Below are 16,985 nucleotides of genomic sequence, written 5' to 3'. Positions count from 1 at the left end.
GAATCGATTGCTATAGTTATAAATATTTGATATCCATACTTCATCTTTTCGTGAGGCTATCATTGTGTTTAAAGTCATCAAGTACCTGTTCATTTTTCTTCTATTTGCTCTGCCAATGGGTACTCTGTATGTTGTTGTAAATGCTGTTTCTGACACCCCACTTGTTGCCGCGAAAAGTGCCTCTCCAAAGCAGGTTAACAACGCAGTACTTCAGTACAAAAGAATCTCGTATCAGGTATTCGGCCCTTCACCGAAAGTGCGTATCATACTCACTAAAAGAGGGGTCGAAGATGTGATGACAGCGGCTTCCCACTTGCTTCCGAGAACAAACTTTGAGAGTCAAGTTGAGGGAAGAGAAGCGTCCTTAAACGGTTCACTGGACATTCGAAATCAATGGTTTGATGGCTATCTGAATGTAAGCTGCAACCTGGTATCTGGAAGAGAATCTGGTGCGATAGAGTCTTGCCAACTAGGTAACATGTCAATTCCCGGATTTCTTGTTCAACAAACCATAGACAGTTCATTACAGCTGTTTTTTGATAACAGTGTGAAAAACACCGTGAATCAGCTTATCAACAATGTTCAGATTCATAATCAACTCGTTTTGCTCACAGCAACCAAATCCCCCAACTTCAAAGCACGGATACAAAGTGGGCTCAAGAATGTTGCTTCAGCGGTTAAAACCATCTCTGAGCCAGAAGTTCAGGTCTACGAACCGGAACTCATCAATACGTACTTAGAATACCTAGCCGATATAAAATGGAGCAGCGCAGAGAGAAATGCGTCACTTAGCATCGTACTTTCCAGAGCATTTCAACTCGCCCAAATACGAAGTGAAGCGAGTGACCCACGAACTGAGAACGAAGCCGCGCTATGGGCGGTCGCTATTGCGTATGCGAACCACAGATTTGCAGAGGTAATTAAAGCCGATACACCTGAAGTAATACAAACACTTAAGAAAATGCCAAAGAAAGTTACCACTCTTGGAAAGAGAGCCGACCTTTCACTGCACTTCTTATATTCGGCTGTCATGGAGCGGCTGGGAAATAGCGCGTTGAGCGTACAAGTGGGAGAGCTAAAAGAGTTGTATGATGCGAATCCAAAAGGGTCTGGATTTGATTTCTCAGATCTGATGGCCGACAAAGCCGGTGCCGAGTTTTCCCGTTACCTATCCTCAAGCGTAAAGGCTGCAAAACAGGGGCAAGATTTGCTCGCAGCAAGTCGAGGAGAATCCGTCTTCTTTCCGGCCTTGAGTGAACTACCAAAACCAGTCAAAGGAAAAGCGTTCGATAAAGCTATCGGTTCCACCGAAACTCAGCGTTACCAGCAGCAAATTGAGGAACTTGATAAGAGAATCCGCAATCTGCCGCTTTATCAGAACTGATCCCAGTATGGCGTGCTTTCATAGTACTCACTAAAGAAGTCGATAAAAGCTCTGGTTTTACTTGGAAGAAACTGGCGGTTGGCATAGATCAGATATAACCCCACAGGTTCAGGTTCATACTCTTGTAGAATTCGAATTAACTTCCCTTCCTTTAATGCATCATTAGCAATGAAAGTCGGTTGAATAGTGATACCAGCCCCCAAAATAGCGGAACTTATCAACAAATCTCCGTTATTCGCACATAGGCTATAACGAATGTTCAGTTCAGAGGCGTTAATACCCAACAAGCCTTCCAGTTGGTCCTGATCTGCGTAAGAATAGTTAAGAAAGTCATGATCACGTAGTTGTTCTGGTTTTACCGGTGTTCCATACTTTTTTAGGTAAGACGGTGATGCCAGCACCGCTATTTTACTGGTCGTAATCTTTCTGGCGATGATACTTTCGCTGTTCAAGTTACCAATACGCAGGGCAACATCCACACCTTCAGCCACGATGTCGACTTTTGAATCAGTAAGATTCAACCTCACTTCTACATCAGGATACTTTTTCTGAAAATCCAAAAGAACACGAGGCAGGTGGCGATGACCAAAAGACATGGGTGCATTGATAGTAAGCACACCAGCAACCTTCTGATGCCAGTCGATAAGTGAGTTTTCCATCTCATCAATATCATCTAAAACCTGATGACAACGACTTGAATACTGCCTGCCAGCTTCCGTTAAAGTCACCTTTCTTGTCGTTCGGTTTAGCAAGCGAGCTTGCAACTTCTTCTCAAGGTTTGAGACGTACTTACTAACGAGTTGAGGTGACATATCCAGCTTATCTGCTGCCTTGGAAAACGATCCTTCTTGAGCAACAGCGATGAAAGTCTTCATCATATCAAGCTTGTCCATCATGCCTCCTATTTAAAATAACATGTTGATAATTATTCAATACTAGCATCATTTATCAACATATCCACGAACTGTATTCTTACTTCAATAAAGAATAATTTCATAAAAGTAATCGCAAAAAATTACCACTCCCATAAATCCAGGTTTGTGTCTAAATAAGCCACACCCGTTATGGCTGGATAATATGGATCACTTAGCGACTTCAGGAGCTTAGCCATGAGAATAGAGAAACAGGCAACACTATTTATTTCCCACGGTTCCCCCATGCTGGCTATAGAGGACTCAGAAACCTCACGCTTTTTGTCTCAGTTGGGCCAGCAACTGGGAAAACCTAAAGCGATTGTCGTGTTCTCTGCACATCTGGATGTGGCTGATGACGTCATAATTACAGCGGGAAAACGACCGGAACTTATTTACGACTTTTACGGTTTTCCAAAACCACTTTACAGTCTCAAATATCCGGCACCCGGTCACCCTGAACTCGCTGAAGACATCGCTCGAATCTTTGCGAATGCCGGTATCGAATCCAGACTGGATGCTGAGCTTGGTTGGGATCACGGTGTGTGGATGCCGCTCTATCTAATGTATCCCGATGCTGACATTCCGATTGTTCAGGTTTCAATCAACAGCCGAATCGGAGTAGAAAGCAACTACCGATTAGGCAAGTTGCTTGCGCCTCTTCGTGGAGAAGGTGTCATGTTGATCGGCTCCGGGGGTATAAGCCACAACCTACGAGAAGTGTTTAGTCCGAACCCGAACAAAGAGAAACGCCAAAAAGTGGATGCCTTTACCGCATGGGTCGACGACAAGTTGCAAGCTAAAGATACAGGTTCGCTGATTGAATATCTTAAGCATGCTCCTCATGCACTTTTCAATCACCCGACTCAGGAACACTTTATGCCGCTTTTCAGCGCCATGGGTAGCAGTGATTTATCTGAAGTGGTACGACTACATGATGCCGTCCAGTACGATGTATTAGCGATGGATGCGTACCAGTTTAGTTAATTGCTTACTCAAGGACCGCTAAATTGGTAATGCACGATATTAGAAGGATTCTCATTTATAAACCTACAATGAAAAGGTAGTAACTAATCTATCACCTATACTCATTTTTGATGTCAGACCATAGGCTAATTCGACCTTATGAGGAGAGCGAAAATGAATAAATTAGTTAATACCATTCTACTGACGGTGAGCTTTCTGGCTTTCTCACCAATAGCCCAGAGCCACTGTCAGGTACCGTGTGGTATATACGATGATCATGCACGTGTGCAGTCCATGCTAGAGGACATGCAAACAACCAGAAAAGCGGTAATGGAAATGTCTGCGCTTGAAAAGCAATCCGGTATACAAGCAACAAATCAGTCTGTCCGATGGGTAATGAACAAAGAACTGCACGCTCAAAAAATCATCTCGACTATCAGCGATTACTTCCTCACACAACGAGTGAAAGCCTCTCAGAAAGATTACGTCGAAAGACTTAAAAACCACCACTCAGTGATAGTAGCCGCGATGAAGGTAAAACAAACAGCCGACCTGAAAAACGTTGATGCGCTAGAAAACGCCATTAAACAGCTTCTTCCTTATTATCCAGAGCATAAGCATTGAGAACAAAGTATCACCCTCTGACAACTGCATGCAGAGGGTGACAACTTCCTGCCTACTGGTTTGCCTTAAGCCATCCGATTGTTTTGGGTAGCAACTGGTTATCGATAACATCAGGCCCTTCGAATAAACTCCAGGAATGATCGGTATCCAGCTCTATCAGCGCGTTACTTCCCTTATGGTATTTAACCCAACTATCGGCACTAAGAATAAGTTCATCCTTTGTACCTCGAATCACCAAAAGTGGTCCTTTGTAGTCAGAGATTGCAGCGATAGGGTTGATAGTAAGAATCTCATTAAAAAAGCCAGTTCGAAGCTGAGTCTTTGTTCCCCATGGTAACGTCGCTTCAAAAAGCTTATCTTCTTCGCTTAAGGCTGCATCGAGTACCAGTTCATCACCTAACAATCGGGAATAGGTTAAATATGGATGTGTCACTGGAGCCCAGAGTGCTACGGCTTTAACTTGCGGATTATCTTGTGCAACGTGACTAGCGACAAGCCCTCCCTGACTCCATCCAATCAACGAGATATTCGATTTTTTTAGGCCCGGCTGATTCAGAATCCACTCAACTGCCGCATTACCATCTTCAATCTGTTTGCTAAAGGTTGTATTTGCCCATTCACCATAACTGTCTCCTGAATCACGAAAGTCAATTCTAAGTGAGGCAAAGCCTTTATTCGCTAAGCTACGTGCTAATCTGTCATAAAAATGTTCATTTACGCCATTTATAAGTAACTCATGTCTATTACCAGAGAAACCATGAAATATGAGTACAATATCAGGGTTAATTACGTCATCTGGCAAATTTAACGTACCCACTACTTTCTGATCATCAACAAAAAAACTAATATCACGTTCTATTGCCATTGCTAAATTACTTATAAACAAGAGCACAACTGCAAGAGTAGTAGTTAATTTAGGTTTCATTTTTCACCTTTAATACATTAATATAAATAACCACTTTAAATTCAACATTGAGTAGTTATAAAATAAAACAAAATCTAGTCACTGTTTTATTCAAACATTTACTACTTATAATTTATATTTTGTAAGTAACCGAAATAAAATGACCAATACCAGTTGTATCACCGGCAAACCCACCATCTTCAAGCCCATATATTGTTTTATATGCCTTCAATCCATAACCGACTGCGAACCGCTCGGAATGCCAATGCAATCCCTGATAAGTAGCACCACCACCACTTTCCTTTGAATAACTTTCTTTCATATTAAACTGGTATTCAGCGTAGCCCTGATAAGATAGGAATGCTCCGCCTTCAAAGAAATAAAAAGGCTTAAACCAGTTAACTCCTATCTGATAGCCATTCCAGTCTTTATGATGTGAGTCATACACACCTAGCAAGTTCATCCCCACTTTTCCTAGCCAAGGGACTGTAACATCTGCCCCCAAGCCGATTTTTTGTTGATTTACAGCATAGCCCGCCGTATTTGTAGTGTTCCCATCCCAGTTCATTTCGGAAGAAACATACAACTCATTTATGGGGCCAAATGAAAGGTCTTTCCCAGTAACCGCATCGATAGACATTCTTGGTGCAAACTTCATAAAGATCTTTGCATCCTTTTTTGCTTTATCGCTATCTGGATCGCTTGTTAAATTGAAAACATCAACATAACCATAGAGGTCGAATATTCCAGAGCGACCGCCAAATTCCATTTCTAAGTAGTCATGGTCGGAGTTACCTGGTTTCTCGTTGAATGCATGCATTAAATTAAACTGCATCCATTTATAGTCATTCTCATGTATATCATTGTATTCAGCGGAGAACGAATAGGACGGGTAAATAAGGGATAGTAAAAGTGTAGACAAAAGTGTTTTTTTCATTTTATTAACCTGATTTATTTAATAGGGCAGGTATATAATATGAGATATTTTATTAACTCATACAGGACAATTGTCTTGTATATAATGCGTGACATTATAAAAACAAAAATAAAGCCCCTTATTATAAGGAGCTTATTTATTCGAAGAACTTAAATTAATATTATCTACAGAAAGGACTTACCATAATCCGTTTCTGATAACTGGAAGTAAGTAGCCAAGCTTTGACCAATATCTGCGAAGGATTCCCTTTTACCTAAACTTCCAGAGTTCACCCTATCTCCATACACAAGAACGGGGATATGTTCTCTCGTATGATCTGTGCCCTCCCATGTTGGGTCGCAACCGTGATCAGCTGTAAGAATGAGTATGTCATCTTTTTTAAGCTTGTTGATGAGTTCTGGCAATCTAGAGTCAAAGTACTCCAGGGCTTTCGCGTAACCTTTAACATCGCGACGATGACCAAATTGAGAGTCGAAGTCAACAAAGTTGGTGAAAATAATCGTATCATCTCCAGCAGAGCCTATCTGCTTTAAGGTGGCTTCGAACAAGTTATCTATACCTGTTGCTTTTACCTTCTGGGTAATACCGCATCCAGCATAGATATCAGATATTTTGCCAATAGAGATCACTTCACCTCTTTTCTCTTCCACTAGTTTACTTAGAACGGTCTTAGATGGTGGCTCTACCGAGAAATCTCTTCGATTTCCTGTTCGTTCAAACGAACCGGATTTACTACCAACAAAAGGTCTGGCTATAACCCTTCCTATGTTATATCCGTCGAGCTCTTCTCTGACAATTTGGCACAATTTTATTAGATTCTCTAACCCATAACTTTCTTCATGGCAGGCAATTTGAAAAACAGAATCTGCAGACGTGTAAAAAATAGGCTTTCCTGTTCTCATATGCTCTTCACCTAGTCTATCTAGAATCTGAGTACCGGAGGCGTGGCAGTTTCCCAAATAGCCCGGTAGCTGAGCGCGTTGAACAATCCTGTCTAATAATGCAACAGGGAAACTGGCTTGTTTATCAGTAAAATAGCCCCAATCAAATAAAACAGGGACACCCGCAATTTCCCAGTGTCCCGATGGTGTATCTTTACCTGAAGATAATTCAGCTGCGTGGCCATAAGCACCGATAATATCTGGAGTATCGCCAAACCCTTTCGGCAAATTACCCGTTGACTCTTTCGCAGCCAACCCTAATCCAAGCTTTGCTAGATTCGGCAAAGATAGAGGGCCCCTCCTTTCTAAATCATCTGCTTTTCCAGCAAAGCAGTATTCTGCGATATGACCAAGAGTATCTGCACCCTGATCACCAAAGTCTTTTGCGTCCTCTGTTGCACCAATGCCAAAAGAGTCTAAAACCAATATAATTGCGCGCTTCATGCCTAATCTCGTTATTAAATGAATACAGTGTGTTGAAATAAGTGGAGCCGGACGCCCCACTCATGAGTAATTAGAAAGAAAGGAACAAGCCAGCAATTGTTGCAGACATAAGGTTGGATAGTGAGCCCGCGGCAACAGCCTTAAGACCCATCTTTGCAATAAATCCACGACGTTTAGGGGCCAAAGTACCAAGACCACCCAACAGGATTGCGACAGAAGCTAAGTTGGCAAAACCACACAGTGCGAATGAGATAATGGCTTTCGTTTTGTCAGATAAGATAATGTCAGTGGCATCAGCCAGATACGGAGCGAAATTCAGATAGGCAACAAACTCATTGATAATCAGTTTTTGGCCGATAAAGGAACCTGCAACCATCGCCTCTTCCCATGGGACCCCAATAAGAAATGCCAGTGGAGAAAACATGTAGCCAAGTATCAGTTCGAGAGTCAGTTCCGGCATTCCAAAAATACCACCAATACCTCCCAGTATCCCGTTTAACATTGCAATTAAACTGATAAAAGCAATTAGCATAGCACCAATGATTAGAGCCAGCTGAAGGCCAGAAGAAGCGCCACCTGCAGCAGCGTCAATAACATTCGTAGGCTTCTCCTCGTCAGATTCTGTTGATTCCTCTCCACCCTTTTCGCTCTCCAGTTCGTTTTCATCAGGCGTATCAACTTCTGGCTTAATGATTTTCGCAAAAAGAAGGCCACCCGGTGCTGCCATGAAAGATGCTGCAATCAGGTACTCCATCGGGACACCCATCGCTGCATAACCAGCCAGCACCGAGCCCGCAACTGAAGCTAAGCCCCCACACATAACCGCAAAGAGCTCTGAGCCAGTCATTTTCGGAACATAAGGACGAATAACCAGAGGTGCTTCCGTCTGACCAACAAAAATATTTGCCGCTGCCGACATGGATTCTGCCCGGGAGGTACCCAGCGCCTTTTGCAGACCGCCACCAAGCACTTTGATAACCCATTGCATGATGCCAAGGTAGTAAAGAACGCTTACCAAAGCCGAGAAGAAAATAATGATAGGTAAAACCTGAAAAGCAAAGATAAACCCAATGCCTTCCACACTAAAGTTGACTAAATTACCAAATAGAAATTCGATGCCTTTCCCACCGTAGGCGATGACACTAGATACACCTTGAGAAATACTTAATAAAATATCTCTTCCGATAGGGACATATAAAATAAAGGCACCAAGGCCAAGTTGAATAGCAAATGCACCACCTACAGTGCGTAAATTAATTGCTTTTTTATTTTCAGAAATAAGTACTGCTGCTCCTAAAAGCACAACAATACCCAAGATGCTGATGAGAACACTCATAATAACCTCGTAGGGTATGGATTAAAATAGGAATAGCCACCAAAATTATATTAGGTGGCATTAAATGAATTACACCAATGGCTGTTCTTTTTGTTTAATTATTTTGAGTACGTGATATACGTTAATCAATGCGCAAAAGGCATTCATAAATACTACTGGCAGTGCATTAATAAATACGCCATAGATAACAAACATAACGCAGCCGCAAAAGTTTATATATCTCAACCGCTTCATATTTGTCATTAGTAACGATACGCCAACAAAGAGCGAACCCAGGTACCCAATAAATTCGACATCAAACATGACTCAGATACCTACTGCAGTGTCCAGAGCAAGAAGCATCATCTGATCAAAAGTCGTCTCTCGTTCTTCCGCTGTTGTCTCTTCACCAGTCACAATATGGTCGGACACCGTCAATATACTCAAGGCTTTAACGCGGTTTTCTGCTGCAATGGCGAACAGTGCTGAGGTTTCCATTTCAACACCTAAAATATTCATTTTTTGAAGTGCCGGAAGTAAATCCTTATCACACCCGTAGAAGAGATCATTAGTAAACACCGAACCGAACTTGGCTGACACATCGTTTCTTTCAGCAACTTCCCAGCACCTTTTTAATAGTTCAAAATCGGGTACAGCCGCATAATCGTAGCCAGCAAAACGAACACGATTAGTATTACCAGCAGTACCAGAGCCCGTTGCAACGACAATATCACGTACATAAATATCATCGGCGACCCCGCCACAACTACCGATTCGAATCAGACTTTTAGCACCATACTCTTTTATTAATTCGTGAAAGTATATTGATGCAGACGGCACACCCATTCCGTGTCCCATCACTGATATTTTCTTTCCTTTATAAAATCCAGTATAGCCAAACATATTTCGGACATCAGAAACTAATTCAGCATCAGTCAAATATGTTTCTGCAATATATTTTGCTCTCAAAGGATCGCCAGGCAATAAAATTGTTTCTGCAAACGCACCAGGCTTAGCATTAATATGAGGAGTCATTTTTTATCCTTTATTTGTTCAATAAGATGATGGTATTATCAATTGCCAGATAAAACAGATGAAGGACAATTGTCTTGCTTGAAAGAATGTTCTTCACAGATCGGAGTTAATTGCTCCTTTTTACCTGAATCTCATCAAAAGATTTAAGTAAGCAATAAGAGGCAGAGGCTTAACAATGAACAAGAGTAAGTTACTTCAGGAAGGTTTGGAGCACATCCGTTTACACATCAAAAACGAAGGCTACAAAGAGATTCGTATTCGGAAAGGCGAGTACATTGTTAGGCAAAATCAGGTATTGGATTTCGTTTATTGGGCGAGTGTTGCACAGTACGCGATTTATCATACTGCCAGAAACGGGAAGACTTTGAGCCTGGGTGATTACTTTTCGGAAGATCGGTTCTTCGGAGAAGTAGAGTGTTTCTCCGATGAGCTCTGCCAGTTTGATATTGTTGCAACTGCTGATACAGAACTGGTTGTTATATCTAAGGAGCAACTTTCTGAATTACTTATACATGATGGCAAGATAGCATTTTGGATGAACTGCAATACTTCAAAGCTATATCAAAGCTCGATGGATGTGGCGATAGAGCGCTCTCTGTACCCATTGAAGTACAATATTTTAAAAGACATACTCCATCGTTATACCGAAGTCTCCATGCCGTTAAGCCATACTTATATGTATCAGGAAGCACAGAGATTTGGCTGCACAGAAAGGGCATACAACAGAATTATTCATGAGTTGATTAATGATGGACTGATAGAAAAAGAACGTGATGAAAACATCATTAATCCTACCAATATTGAAGCGATTAAAGCGTGCTTGAACAGCTATTATAAGTAGGCTATTTTCTATCGAATCTCACTGATAATAGTGCCACTTGGCTCCTGCCCTACAGTAATCAATCCATCATGGTGATAATAAAGGCACCAGTCTGCGTGATTGCTGACGATGACAAGATTATCCATCTCAAACAGTTCTTGAGCGTTCTTGATGACGATTTTCCAGGTGGTCAATATCGCGGGTTCATCTTCACTCTTATAGACTGGTAACAACAGCACCTCATTGCTAAATGGGATACCTCGCTGATAGAGCCACTTTTTAAGATCTTTGTCGCTGTCTTTCAACATGTGGAAAGTTTCAACTCGCTTAAATGGATTTCCCGCGAACGGCTGGTTCCCCCATCCATCATCCCCTGAAAGCAGGTCAGTATGATTAAAAGCATCGTACGCATTTAGCGTAGATGACTGATCAAGTACATGTATTTGATCCCTATGAGTGACCGGCATTTTAGATAGTGTTCCTGGAGGGCCAAATAGAGTCCATATGTTATCCGTATCACAGGAAACCTCTGTGACCTCAGATAAATCTATCAACGCCTTTTTCATACAACCTCCCTTATTAGAACGCTAACAGAGAATCATAGGGTGACCGGTATCTGAAGAGCAAAGGTAGCACCACCCTCTTCTCTAAGTTCCACGTCACGAACCATCTCCACCAGATAACCGCTCTCGTCTATCTGATACCCTTGCGATTCTGCTTGCTCGAACAAACCGTCGATTGCTGCCGCGTAGGCAGTATCCGTAATAAGATACACTTCGCAGCAAAGATAGTAGCCTTCGCTTATATAGAAATCGAACTGCTCTTCGGGAAGTTGCCACTCTCCAGCTCTATAACGTATCTCGTTCCAGGGTTTCTCCAGTTCTGTAATCTGCGTGGCACCAATAAGCTGAGTACTTTTCTCTTTGTATGTATCAAAAATCAAGTCCCAGTCAAAATCCGGTATATCAACGGTTTTCATTCCCCTTGCCGGGTACCATACAAGCTCAGTTGGCATTGAACTGGCAAGTTGCTTCTCCATAGATAAACTCTTTCCCGGGTGCGAAAGTTTTTCCAGAAGCTGAGAGGTTTCATCCGGTGTCCCCGTCTCTACATGTTGGCGAACATCCTTTGCAGTCATCCCTAGTTCGCGCTTAAGCACTTTTGCCATTGCTTGAGAAGAGGAGTAACCACAGTTGTGCGCAATCTCCGTTATTTTTAAACCATTGTCGATAAACAATAGGTATACAGCATATTGCAACCGAACGCGGCTCAGGTAATGTCCCGGGGTTTCATTAAACAGTTGAGTAAACTGACGATGAAAGTGGTATGGGGATATCGCACTTTTTTCGGCTATCTGCTCCCAGGACAAACTCTCTTCCAGAGAGTTATGCATCATGTAAAGCGCTGACTCAAACCGTTTTCTATGGTGCTCTGGTAATGACTCCAGCAAAGCTATTTCTGGTACCAATTTGAAGGGTTTGTTTGAAGAATCGGCCATAGATAGAGGTTAAACAAGATAGATAACCCCTACTATGGCGACTAGAAAAGATAAATGCAAACCAGATGGTGTTTATTGCACGGCTACAGGTAATTCCATTTCAGTCTGTTGCTGCTTTTTACTAAAAACAGGTTTGCTACTGATTCCAAGTAATATCGGAATAAGTATCAAGGTCACCGTTGTGGCAAACAGCTCCCCAAACACCAGAGACACGGCTGCTGGTTTTAGGTACTGAGCCTGCTCTGCACTCTCAAGCAATAACGGAATCAAGCCACAAACCGTAGTGATTGTAGTCAGAAAAATCGCTCTTAAACGGCTTGTACCTGTAATAATTAGTGCTTCTTCCAGAGGTACACCCTTTCTATATTCAGCGTTAAATCGAGTGATAAGTACTAGTGAATCATTGATAACAATGCCCGTCATGGCCATCATTCCGAACATAGAAAGAATGCTAATGGGCAAACCCATCAGGTAATGACCAAAGATAGCACCTGCAAATCCAAACGGAATAACGGCCATTATGATGAGCGGTTGCCAATAAGACTTTAACGGTATCGCTAATAAGATATAAACCAACAAAACCGTCAAGATCATTGCTGACTTAAACCCTTGCTGAACCTCTCCCATCTCCTCGAACTCACCGCCGGCCTTTATGCTTACCTCAGGGTAACGTTTCTCTATCACTTCAATGCCGCTTTTAAGTTGCTCCATTGTCGCTTCTGGAGCCTGAATCGTCCTGTCTTGCCCCCAGTAAACATTAACCACTTGTTCACGATTTCTCCGATACAAAACTTCAGGTTCTCGCTCAGCTCTCAGAGTCGCCACATCACCTAAAACCACACTTTTTCCGTTGGGTAGAATAATAGGGGTTAGCAACAGTTGCTCAGTTGTCAGTCGCTCAATAGCCGGGTAACGTACAACAACCCTTGTCTCTTGACCTTCTTCAAGAAGGCGATGAATTTCCCTTCGACCAAATGCGTCACCCGCGAGTCTGGCTATTTTTTCCTGGGTCAGACCAAGCTGACGGCCATATGTATTGAGTACAATACGAACTTGCTCCTGGCCTCCCATTCCATCATCAAACACATCCGATACGCCCGGCAACACTTCCAGACTTTTCTTAAGCTCGTTAGCGGCCTGTTTAGCCAAAGCGCGATCTGATGCAGATACGGAGATAAATGTGCCTCCGGCAGGTGCATCCGCAGAGGTAAATTTCACCGAGTAAGCACCTTCAAAAGGCCAAGTCAGTTTCCTCCACTCGTTTGTCAGGTGATTGGCTGGCAGAGAGGAAAGTGCCTCGCTACTTAGCTCTGCGGTTACTTCAACATCACCATAGCCGTCTGACCACGCTAACAAGTTAGTCAGCGTTTTATCGGTTAAGTTGTACTCTTGTTGTAACGAGTCGCTAAGCTGCAAAGCCGTGCTTTCCAGTTTATCCAGTGCCATCTCTTGCAACGGTAAGGGTGCACCATCTTCAAGAGTGACTTTAGCGGTAACATATCGGCCAGGTATCTCCGGGAAAAGCGCGCTTCGAATTGCCCCTGTTGACCACATACCGTAAGCCAACAGAATAAATGCGATAAATCCAAGTAATGATGCAAGTTTATTGCGCAGAGAGTATTGAAGTACGGGTTTATAAATGTCTTGATTGAACTTATCCAACCCTTTTTGGGCAAATGTTTGTACTCTGGCTATCAACCCACTGCGACCAGAACTGGTTTTCATTTCTGAAAGGTGGGACGGCAAAATAAACTTACTTTCAATCAGAGAAAATATCAGAGCAAAAATAACCACAGCGGAAAAGCCAGCAAGTACCTTCGCAAAATCATTATTAATCCAAAGCATTGGAGAAAAAGCCGCAATGGTCGTCAACACACCAAACACAGTGGCTACAGAAACCGAATGAACGCCTTTCCACGCTGCTTCTTTGCTATTTTTGGTCTTTTGTCGTTCTGTATGAATTGCTTCACCGACAACCACCGCGTCATCAACCAAAATACCCAGCACCAATATAAAGCCGAACAGCGTTATATCGTTGATACTGTAATTGACAATATTCATCGCACTTAGAGCTCCACAGAGCGCGATGGGGATACCAGCCGCAACCCAAAATGCCAGTTTTAACTCCAGAAACAGTCCGAGCAAAATGACAACAATAAGCAGCCCTTGCCATGCATTATTACCCAACCTGGATAATTGGTCTTTAATATACGGAGACATATCGGCAAGTGTCGACAGAGAGACATCCTCAGGTAAACGCAGTTGCTCTTTTTCTAGAGTCTCCTGAATCGCCTCACTGACTTGCAATAGATTGTCACTTTGTCTGGTACTAACCAAAAGTGCTATCGCAGTTTCGCCATTGTTGCGAACAATCGAGCCGCTCTCTTCATAGTCTCTGCGTATTTTTGCAACGTCCCCTAAGCGAATCGTGCCTGAAGGCGTTGATAATATCTCTAGTGTATTGAGCTTTTTCAGGTTATCTGCGTATCCATCACCACGAACGACCATTCGTCCTTTCGCGCTCTTTAGCTCTCCGGTTCTTGTTTCTAGAGAAGATTGCTCAATTTTCTGAGCTAACTCTTCCAGACTCAACCCATAGCTACGTAACTGAGCAATATCTGGCTCAATAAACACAACCGGATTGCGCTGTCCCCAGTTTGTCACCTTAGAGATCTTTGAGTGTTTTTTTAATGCTAGCTCAACTTGCCGCGCAATTGGTTGGAGCTGCTCATCATCTCTTGGAGCCGACACGATGACAAAAGCCGCCAAATTGGTGAACTCATCTCGCGTCACCTGAGGTCTCTCAGCCCGAGCCGGAAAACCACTTATGGCATTGACCTGGTTTCTTACGTCATCGAGCAGTTTATCCAGATTAGCATCAGTGGTTTTTCGAACCCGAACCGTTGCCAGCCCGGCCTCCGACTGACTGGTAATTTGTTTGATTCCACCAATGCCACTGATGGATTCCTCAATTCTCTGAGTAATACTCTCGTCGATTTGCTTCGCACTCCCGCCCGGGTAAGCAACATGAATCACCAGACTGGAAGGCGCAATTTGTGGGAATGACTCAACACGCAATTGCCCAACGCTGAGTATACCGCTCACCACGATAGCAACCATTAATAGGTTGGCGCCGACCGGGTTATTGATAAACCATTTGGTAAGCCAACTCATTTAGAACCCCCGGCAAGGTAACTCAAATCAGATACTGGTTCTGGTTTCACCTGTGTTCCCACAATCATTGATAATAACGGGTAAGTGACCACTCGCTTACTTACTAAAACGTTGTCAAAAATAACATAAGCATAACCCTGTTTTTCCTCGACTACAGTAACCTCTTCGATTCTGAGTTTCTCTTCATCATCCACGGTCCAAACCTGACCATCTCTGGTCAGTGAGCTAAGGGGAATGCGCACGACAGATTCACGGCTTGCCAACGTAACAACCACTTTCAGCTGTTGATTAGGTAGTAGCCTTGGCGATTGAAGGTATGGCTTGTCTACAGCAAGTACGACTCGTCTCTGCCGGGTCGAGCTGTCCACTTCAGGAGCGATATATCTGACTTTCGCACTGTACTTGTTGTTTTGCTTATCAAGTACTTCGATTGTTGGTTTATCCAGTATGCTAAGCAGATCTTCCCATTGCTGCTCTGGAACAGGGACAGTTACGTCCAGGCTTTCACTGGAAGCAAGTTCGAAAAGCAACTGCCCAGCATCTAATTGCTGACTCGGACTGACACTTCGACTCAGAACAACAGCATTAAATGGTGCGATAATTGTCGCATCATCCACGTGTTGCTTGGCACTGATGTAAGCTTCCCTGGCCTGCTGCAATTCAGCCTTGGCTGATGCGATCTGAGGCTCTCTTCTGGCGTAGGCTGAGCTGTTACTCTTCGATAGCATCTTAATAGCGACGGTCTGTTCATGCTTTTCCCGCTTTAAATTCAACTCGGCCTGCTTCAATGCGCTATGCGCCAGAGCTAACCGAGAGCTTAGATGAGTGGTGTCTAACTTTGCCAGCACATCGCCCTTTTTCACCAGCGAACCTGGCTCTAACAGTTCATTTAGCCACATCAGTTTTGCACTGGCAGGTGCTTTGAGCTCTACAGGCCAACGTGAATGACTTGTACCGGTAAGCGTGATGTGAGCGCTAAAAGTTTGTGGTTGAACCGTAAGAACACTGACAGGCTGGTAAACTCTCTCTTTGACGATAGGTTGAACTTCTTCTGGTTCAAGAAGAATCACAAGTGCACCTGCACCAACAAGTAGCAGCAAGCTAAGAACAATGGGAAGGACTTTTTTATTTTTCATCCGTTTTTCTCCGTACAAACCAGCTCAGGTTTTTTAATATTGTTAAGACGCTCACTGATTTCCGTTAAGCGAGAAAAAGTTTGCAAGGTAATCGGAAGCATTACCGCGGCTTCCAGGAACTCTAAAGAGTAAGAGACGACAGAGAAGATCTGCCCTGCTGTTGGCGAAGAAACCAGAGTAGATAACCACAAATTCATAGTGACAAACGCAAACAAAACCAGAAATATCAGACCGTATACGATGGCTTCCGCATCCGAAATTAGTATTTCTCTGCGCTTAATTCTCTCAAGATGGCGACGAATACCACGAAAAGGCACCTGAGATAAAATCGTCACCTGCTGCTCAATTCGGGTATTAAGCATGCCGTTTAAGCGTACAAAGTAGCCGTGAAATTGAGCGTAAATAGCCAGCATGACCACACCCGCAACCACAGCACCAATGCCTAGTTTGATATGGAAAGCGGCAAGAATAATGACCGATGCGAATAACTGAATAATGGCAGTCATTAATGGAGGGACATCATTTTCAAGGAAATCAACCAGTTCACGTGACATATCAAGGCGCGCATTGCGAACAGAAACATTCTCTGACGATGAGTCTTTATCACGCATCTGTTTATCGACCTCTTCACCGATATCCACCCGGATTTCACCGTATGCGCGGGTATCGTAAAAACGCCTGCCAACCGCAACGATAGTAAGTAAGGTAAATAAAGCCGCTAGCCCATAAAGTGCTTCTACTTCTCCGTTAATCAGGTCATCTATGGCGTAACCAATAAACAATGGAGTAAGAACGGTGAATACATTTTCAAGTGCGACAAGTAGCCATGTGGTGACTACCTTAGCTTTGTAGTTTCTCAGAATGGAACTGATGGTAAATTCAGGATAAGCAGACAA

16 protein-coding genes are annotated in these 16,985 nt (G+C 43.1%); 4 read left to right on the top strand and 12 right to left on the bottom strand.

The features are described 5' to 3' along the window. Positions 1–64 precede the first annotated feature (64 nt). Complete coding sequence (locus tag SNR28_RS02430; RefSeq protein ID WP_375749430.1) at positions 65–1,384, top strand: hypothetical protein; 1,320 nt, start codon at positions 65–67, stop codon at positions 1,382–1,384. On the opposite strand, the gene SNR28_RS02425 is transcribed toward SNR28_RS02430, so the two are convergent. Continuing rightward, positions 1,375–2,280, bottom strand: coding sequence for a LysR family transcriptional regulator (locus SNR28_RS02425; protein WP_375749429.1), 906 nt, complete (start codon positions 2,278–2,280; stop codon positions 1,375–1,377). The two genes, SNR28_RS02430 and SNR28_RS02425, sit on opposite strands and share 10 nt — an antisense overlap. Positions 2,281–2,493: 213 nt before the next feature. On the opposite strand from SNR28_RS02425, the gene SNR28_RS02420 reads away from it, so the two are divergent. Next, positions 2,494–3,282 (top strand): DODA-type extradiol aromatic ring-opening family dioxygenase, encoded by a 789-nt coding sequence (locus SNR28_RS02420; protein ID WP_375749428.1) that lies wholly within the window; start codon positions 2,494–2,496, stop codon positions 3,280–3,282. Positions 3,283–3,435: 153 nt separating this feature from the next. Further along, a complete protein-coding gene (locus SNR28_RS02415; protein ID WP_375749427.1) occupies positions 3,436–3,885 on the top strand; it encodes a superoxide dismutase [Ni] in 450 nt (149 codons plus the stop codon). 52 nt (positions 3,886–3,937) lie between these two features. On the opposite strand, the gene SNR28_RS02410 is transcribed toward SNR28_RS02415, so the two are convergent. The 6 genes from SNR28_RS02410 to deoD form a co-directional block, all read right to left on the bottom strand. Further along, positions 3,938–4,810: an alpha/beta hydrolase gene (locus SNR28_RS02410; RefSeq protein ID WP_375749426.1), complete on the bottom strand. Its 873-nt coding sequence runs from the start codon at positions 4,808–4,810 to the stop codon at positions 3,938–3,940. A gap of 112 nt (positions 4,811–4,922) precedes the next feature. Next, the gene (locus tag SNR28_RS02405; protein WP_375749425.1) at positions 4,923–5,726 is read right to left on the bottom strand and encodes an outer membrane protein OmpK; all 804 of its coding nucleotides are present in this window, start codon (positions 5,724–5,726) and stop codon (positions 4,923–4,925) included. Between the two features lie 164 nt (positions 5,727–5,890). After that, entirely contained in the window at positions 5,891–7,111 is a 1,221-nt protein-coding gene (locus SNR28_RS02400) for a phosphopentomutase (protein ID WP_375749424.1), read from the bottom strand. Between the two features lie 70 nt (positions 7,112–7,181). Next, on the bottom strand, positions 7,182–8,447 hold the full coding sequence (locus SNR28_RS02395; protein ID WP_375749423.1) for a NupC/NupG family nucleoside CNT transporter: 1,266 nt from the start codon (positions 8,445–8,447) through the stop codon (positions 7,182–7,184). 69 nt (positions 8,448–8,516) lie between these two features. After that, on the bottom strand, positions 8,517–8,750 hold the full coding sequence (locus tag SNR28_RS02390; RefSeq protein WP_375749422.1) for a YgjV family protein: 234 nt from the start codon (positions 8,748–8,750) through the stop codon (positions 8,517–8,519). Positions 8,751–8,753: 3 nt separating this feature from the next. Continuing rightward, positions 8,754–9,461, bottom strand: coding sequence for a purine-nucleoside phosphorylase (gene deoD, locus SNR28_RS02385; protein WP_375749421.1), 708 nt, complete (start codon positions 9,459–9,461; stop codon positions 8,754–8,756). Positions 9,462–9,636: 175 nt separating this feature from the next. On the opposite strand from deoD, the gene SNR28_RS02380 reads away from it, so the two are divergent. Further along, positions 9,637–10,302, top strand: coding sequence for a Crp/Fnr family transcriptional regulator (locus SNR28_RS02380; protein ID WP_375749420.1), 666 nt, complete (start codon positions 9,637–9,639; stop codon positions 10,300–10,302). An 8-nt stretch (positions 10,303–10,310) separates the two neighbouring features. On the opposite strand, the gene SNR28_RS02375 is transcribed toward SNR28_RS02380, so the two are convergent. The 5 genes from SNR28_RS02375 to SNR28_RS02355 form a co-directional block, all read right to left on the bottom strand. Further along, a complete protein-coding gene (locus SNR28_RS02375) occupies positions 10,311–10,847 on the bottom strand; it encodes a hypothetical protein (protein ID WP_375749419.1) in 537 nt (178 codons plus the stop codon). 32 nt (positions 10,848–10,879) lie between these two features. Then, entirely contained in the window at positions 10,880–11,731 is an 852-nt protein-coding gene (locus SNR28_RS02370) for an AraC family transcriptional regulator (protein WP_375749418.1), read from the bottom strand. Between the two features lie 120 nt (positions 11,732–11,851). After that, the gene (locus tag SNR28_RS02365) at positions 11,852–14,953 is read right to left on the bottom strand and encodes an efflux RND transporter permease subunit (RefSeq protein ID WP_375749417.1); all 3,102 of its coding nucleotides are present in this window, start codon (positions 14,951–14,953) and stop codon (positions 11,852–11,854) included. Further along, complete coding sequence (locus tag SNR28_RS02360; RefSeq protein ID WP_375749416.1) at positions 14,950–16,089, bottom strand: efflux RND transporter periplasmic adaptor subunit; 1,140 nt, start codon at positions 16,087–16,089, stop codon at positions 14,950–14,952. The genes SNR28_RS02365 and SNR28_RS02360 overlap by 4 nt, the downstream gene beginning before the upstream one ends. Continuing rightward, positions 16,086–16,985, bottom strand: a complete 900-nt coding sequence (locus tag SNR28_RS02355; RefSeq protein ID WP_375749415.1) for an ABC transporter six-transmembrane domain-containing protein — start codon at positions 16,983–16,985, stop codon at positions 16,086–16,088. Before SNR28_RS02355 ends, SNR28_RS02360 begins: the two co-directional genes overlap by 4 nt.

Origin of the sequence: Vibrio iocasae, assembly GCF_042245395.1 — a bacterium.
In the GTDB taxonomy this organism is placed as follows: domain Bacteria; phylum Pseudomonadota; class Gammaproteobacteria; order Enterobacterales; family Vibrionaceae; genus Vibrio; species Vibrio iocasae.
The sequence above is the reverse complement of the archived record's forward strand: the minus strand, read 5'-3'. Positions and strand labels throughout refer to the sequence as shown.

Excerpts from the sequence above, each read along its gene's own strand:
- SNR28_RS02425 (WP_375749429.1), bottom strand. The coding sequence starts at position 2,280 with ATGATGGACAAGCTTGATATGATGAAGACTTTCATCGCTGTTGCTCAA.
- SNR28_RS02420 (WP_375749428.1), top strand. The coding sequence starts at position 2,494 with ATGAGAATAGAGAAACAGGCAACACTATTTATTTCCCACGGTTCCCCC.
- SNR28_RS02415 (WP_375749427.1), top strand. The coding sequence starts at position 3,436 with ATGAATAAATTAGTTAATACCATTCTACTGACGGTGAGCTTTCTGGCT.
- SNR28_RS02410 (WP_375749426.1), bottom strand. The coding sequence starts at position 4,810 with ATGAAACCTAAATTAACTACTACTCTTGCAGTTGTGCTCTTGTTTATA.
- SNR28_RS02405 (WP_375749425.1), bottom strand. The coding sequence starts at position 5,726 with ATGAAAAAAACACTTTTGTCTACACTTTTACTATCCCTTATTTACCCG.
- SNR28_RS02400 (WP_375749424.1), bottom strand. The coding sequence starts at position 7,111 with ATGAAGCGCGCAATTATATTGGTTTTAGACTCTTTTGGCATTGGTGCA.
- SNR28_RS02395 (WP_375749423.1), bottom strand. The coding sequence starts at position 8,447 with ATGAGTGTTCTCATCAGCATCTTGGGTATTGTTGTGCTTTTAGGAGCA.
- SNR28_RS02390 (WP_375749422.1), bottom strand. The coding sequence starts at position 8,750 with ATGTTTGATGTCGAATTTATTGGGTACCTGGGTTCGCTCTTTGTTGGC.
- deoD (WP_375749421.1), bottom strand. The coding sequence starts at position 9,461 with ATGACTCCTCATATTAATGCTAAGCCTGGTGCGTTTGCAGAAACAATT.
- SNR28_RS02380 (WP_375749420.1), top strand. The coding sequence starts at position 9,637 with ATGAACAAGAGTAAGTTACTTCAGGAAGGTTTGGAGCACATCCGTTTA.
- SNR28_RS02375 (WP_375749419.1), bottom strand. The coding sequence starts at position 10,847 with ATGAAAAAGGCGTTGATAGATTTATCTGAGGTCACAGAGGTTTCCTGT.
- SNR28_RS02365 (WP_375749417.1), bottom strand. The coding sequence starts at position 14,953 with ATGAGTTGGCTTACCAAATGGTTTATCAATAACCCGGTCGGCGCCAAC.
- SNR28_RS02360 (WP_375749416.1), bottom strand. The coding sequence starts at position 16,089 with ATGAAAAATAAAAAAGTCCTTCCCATTGTTCTTAGCTTGCTGCTACTT.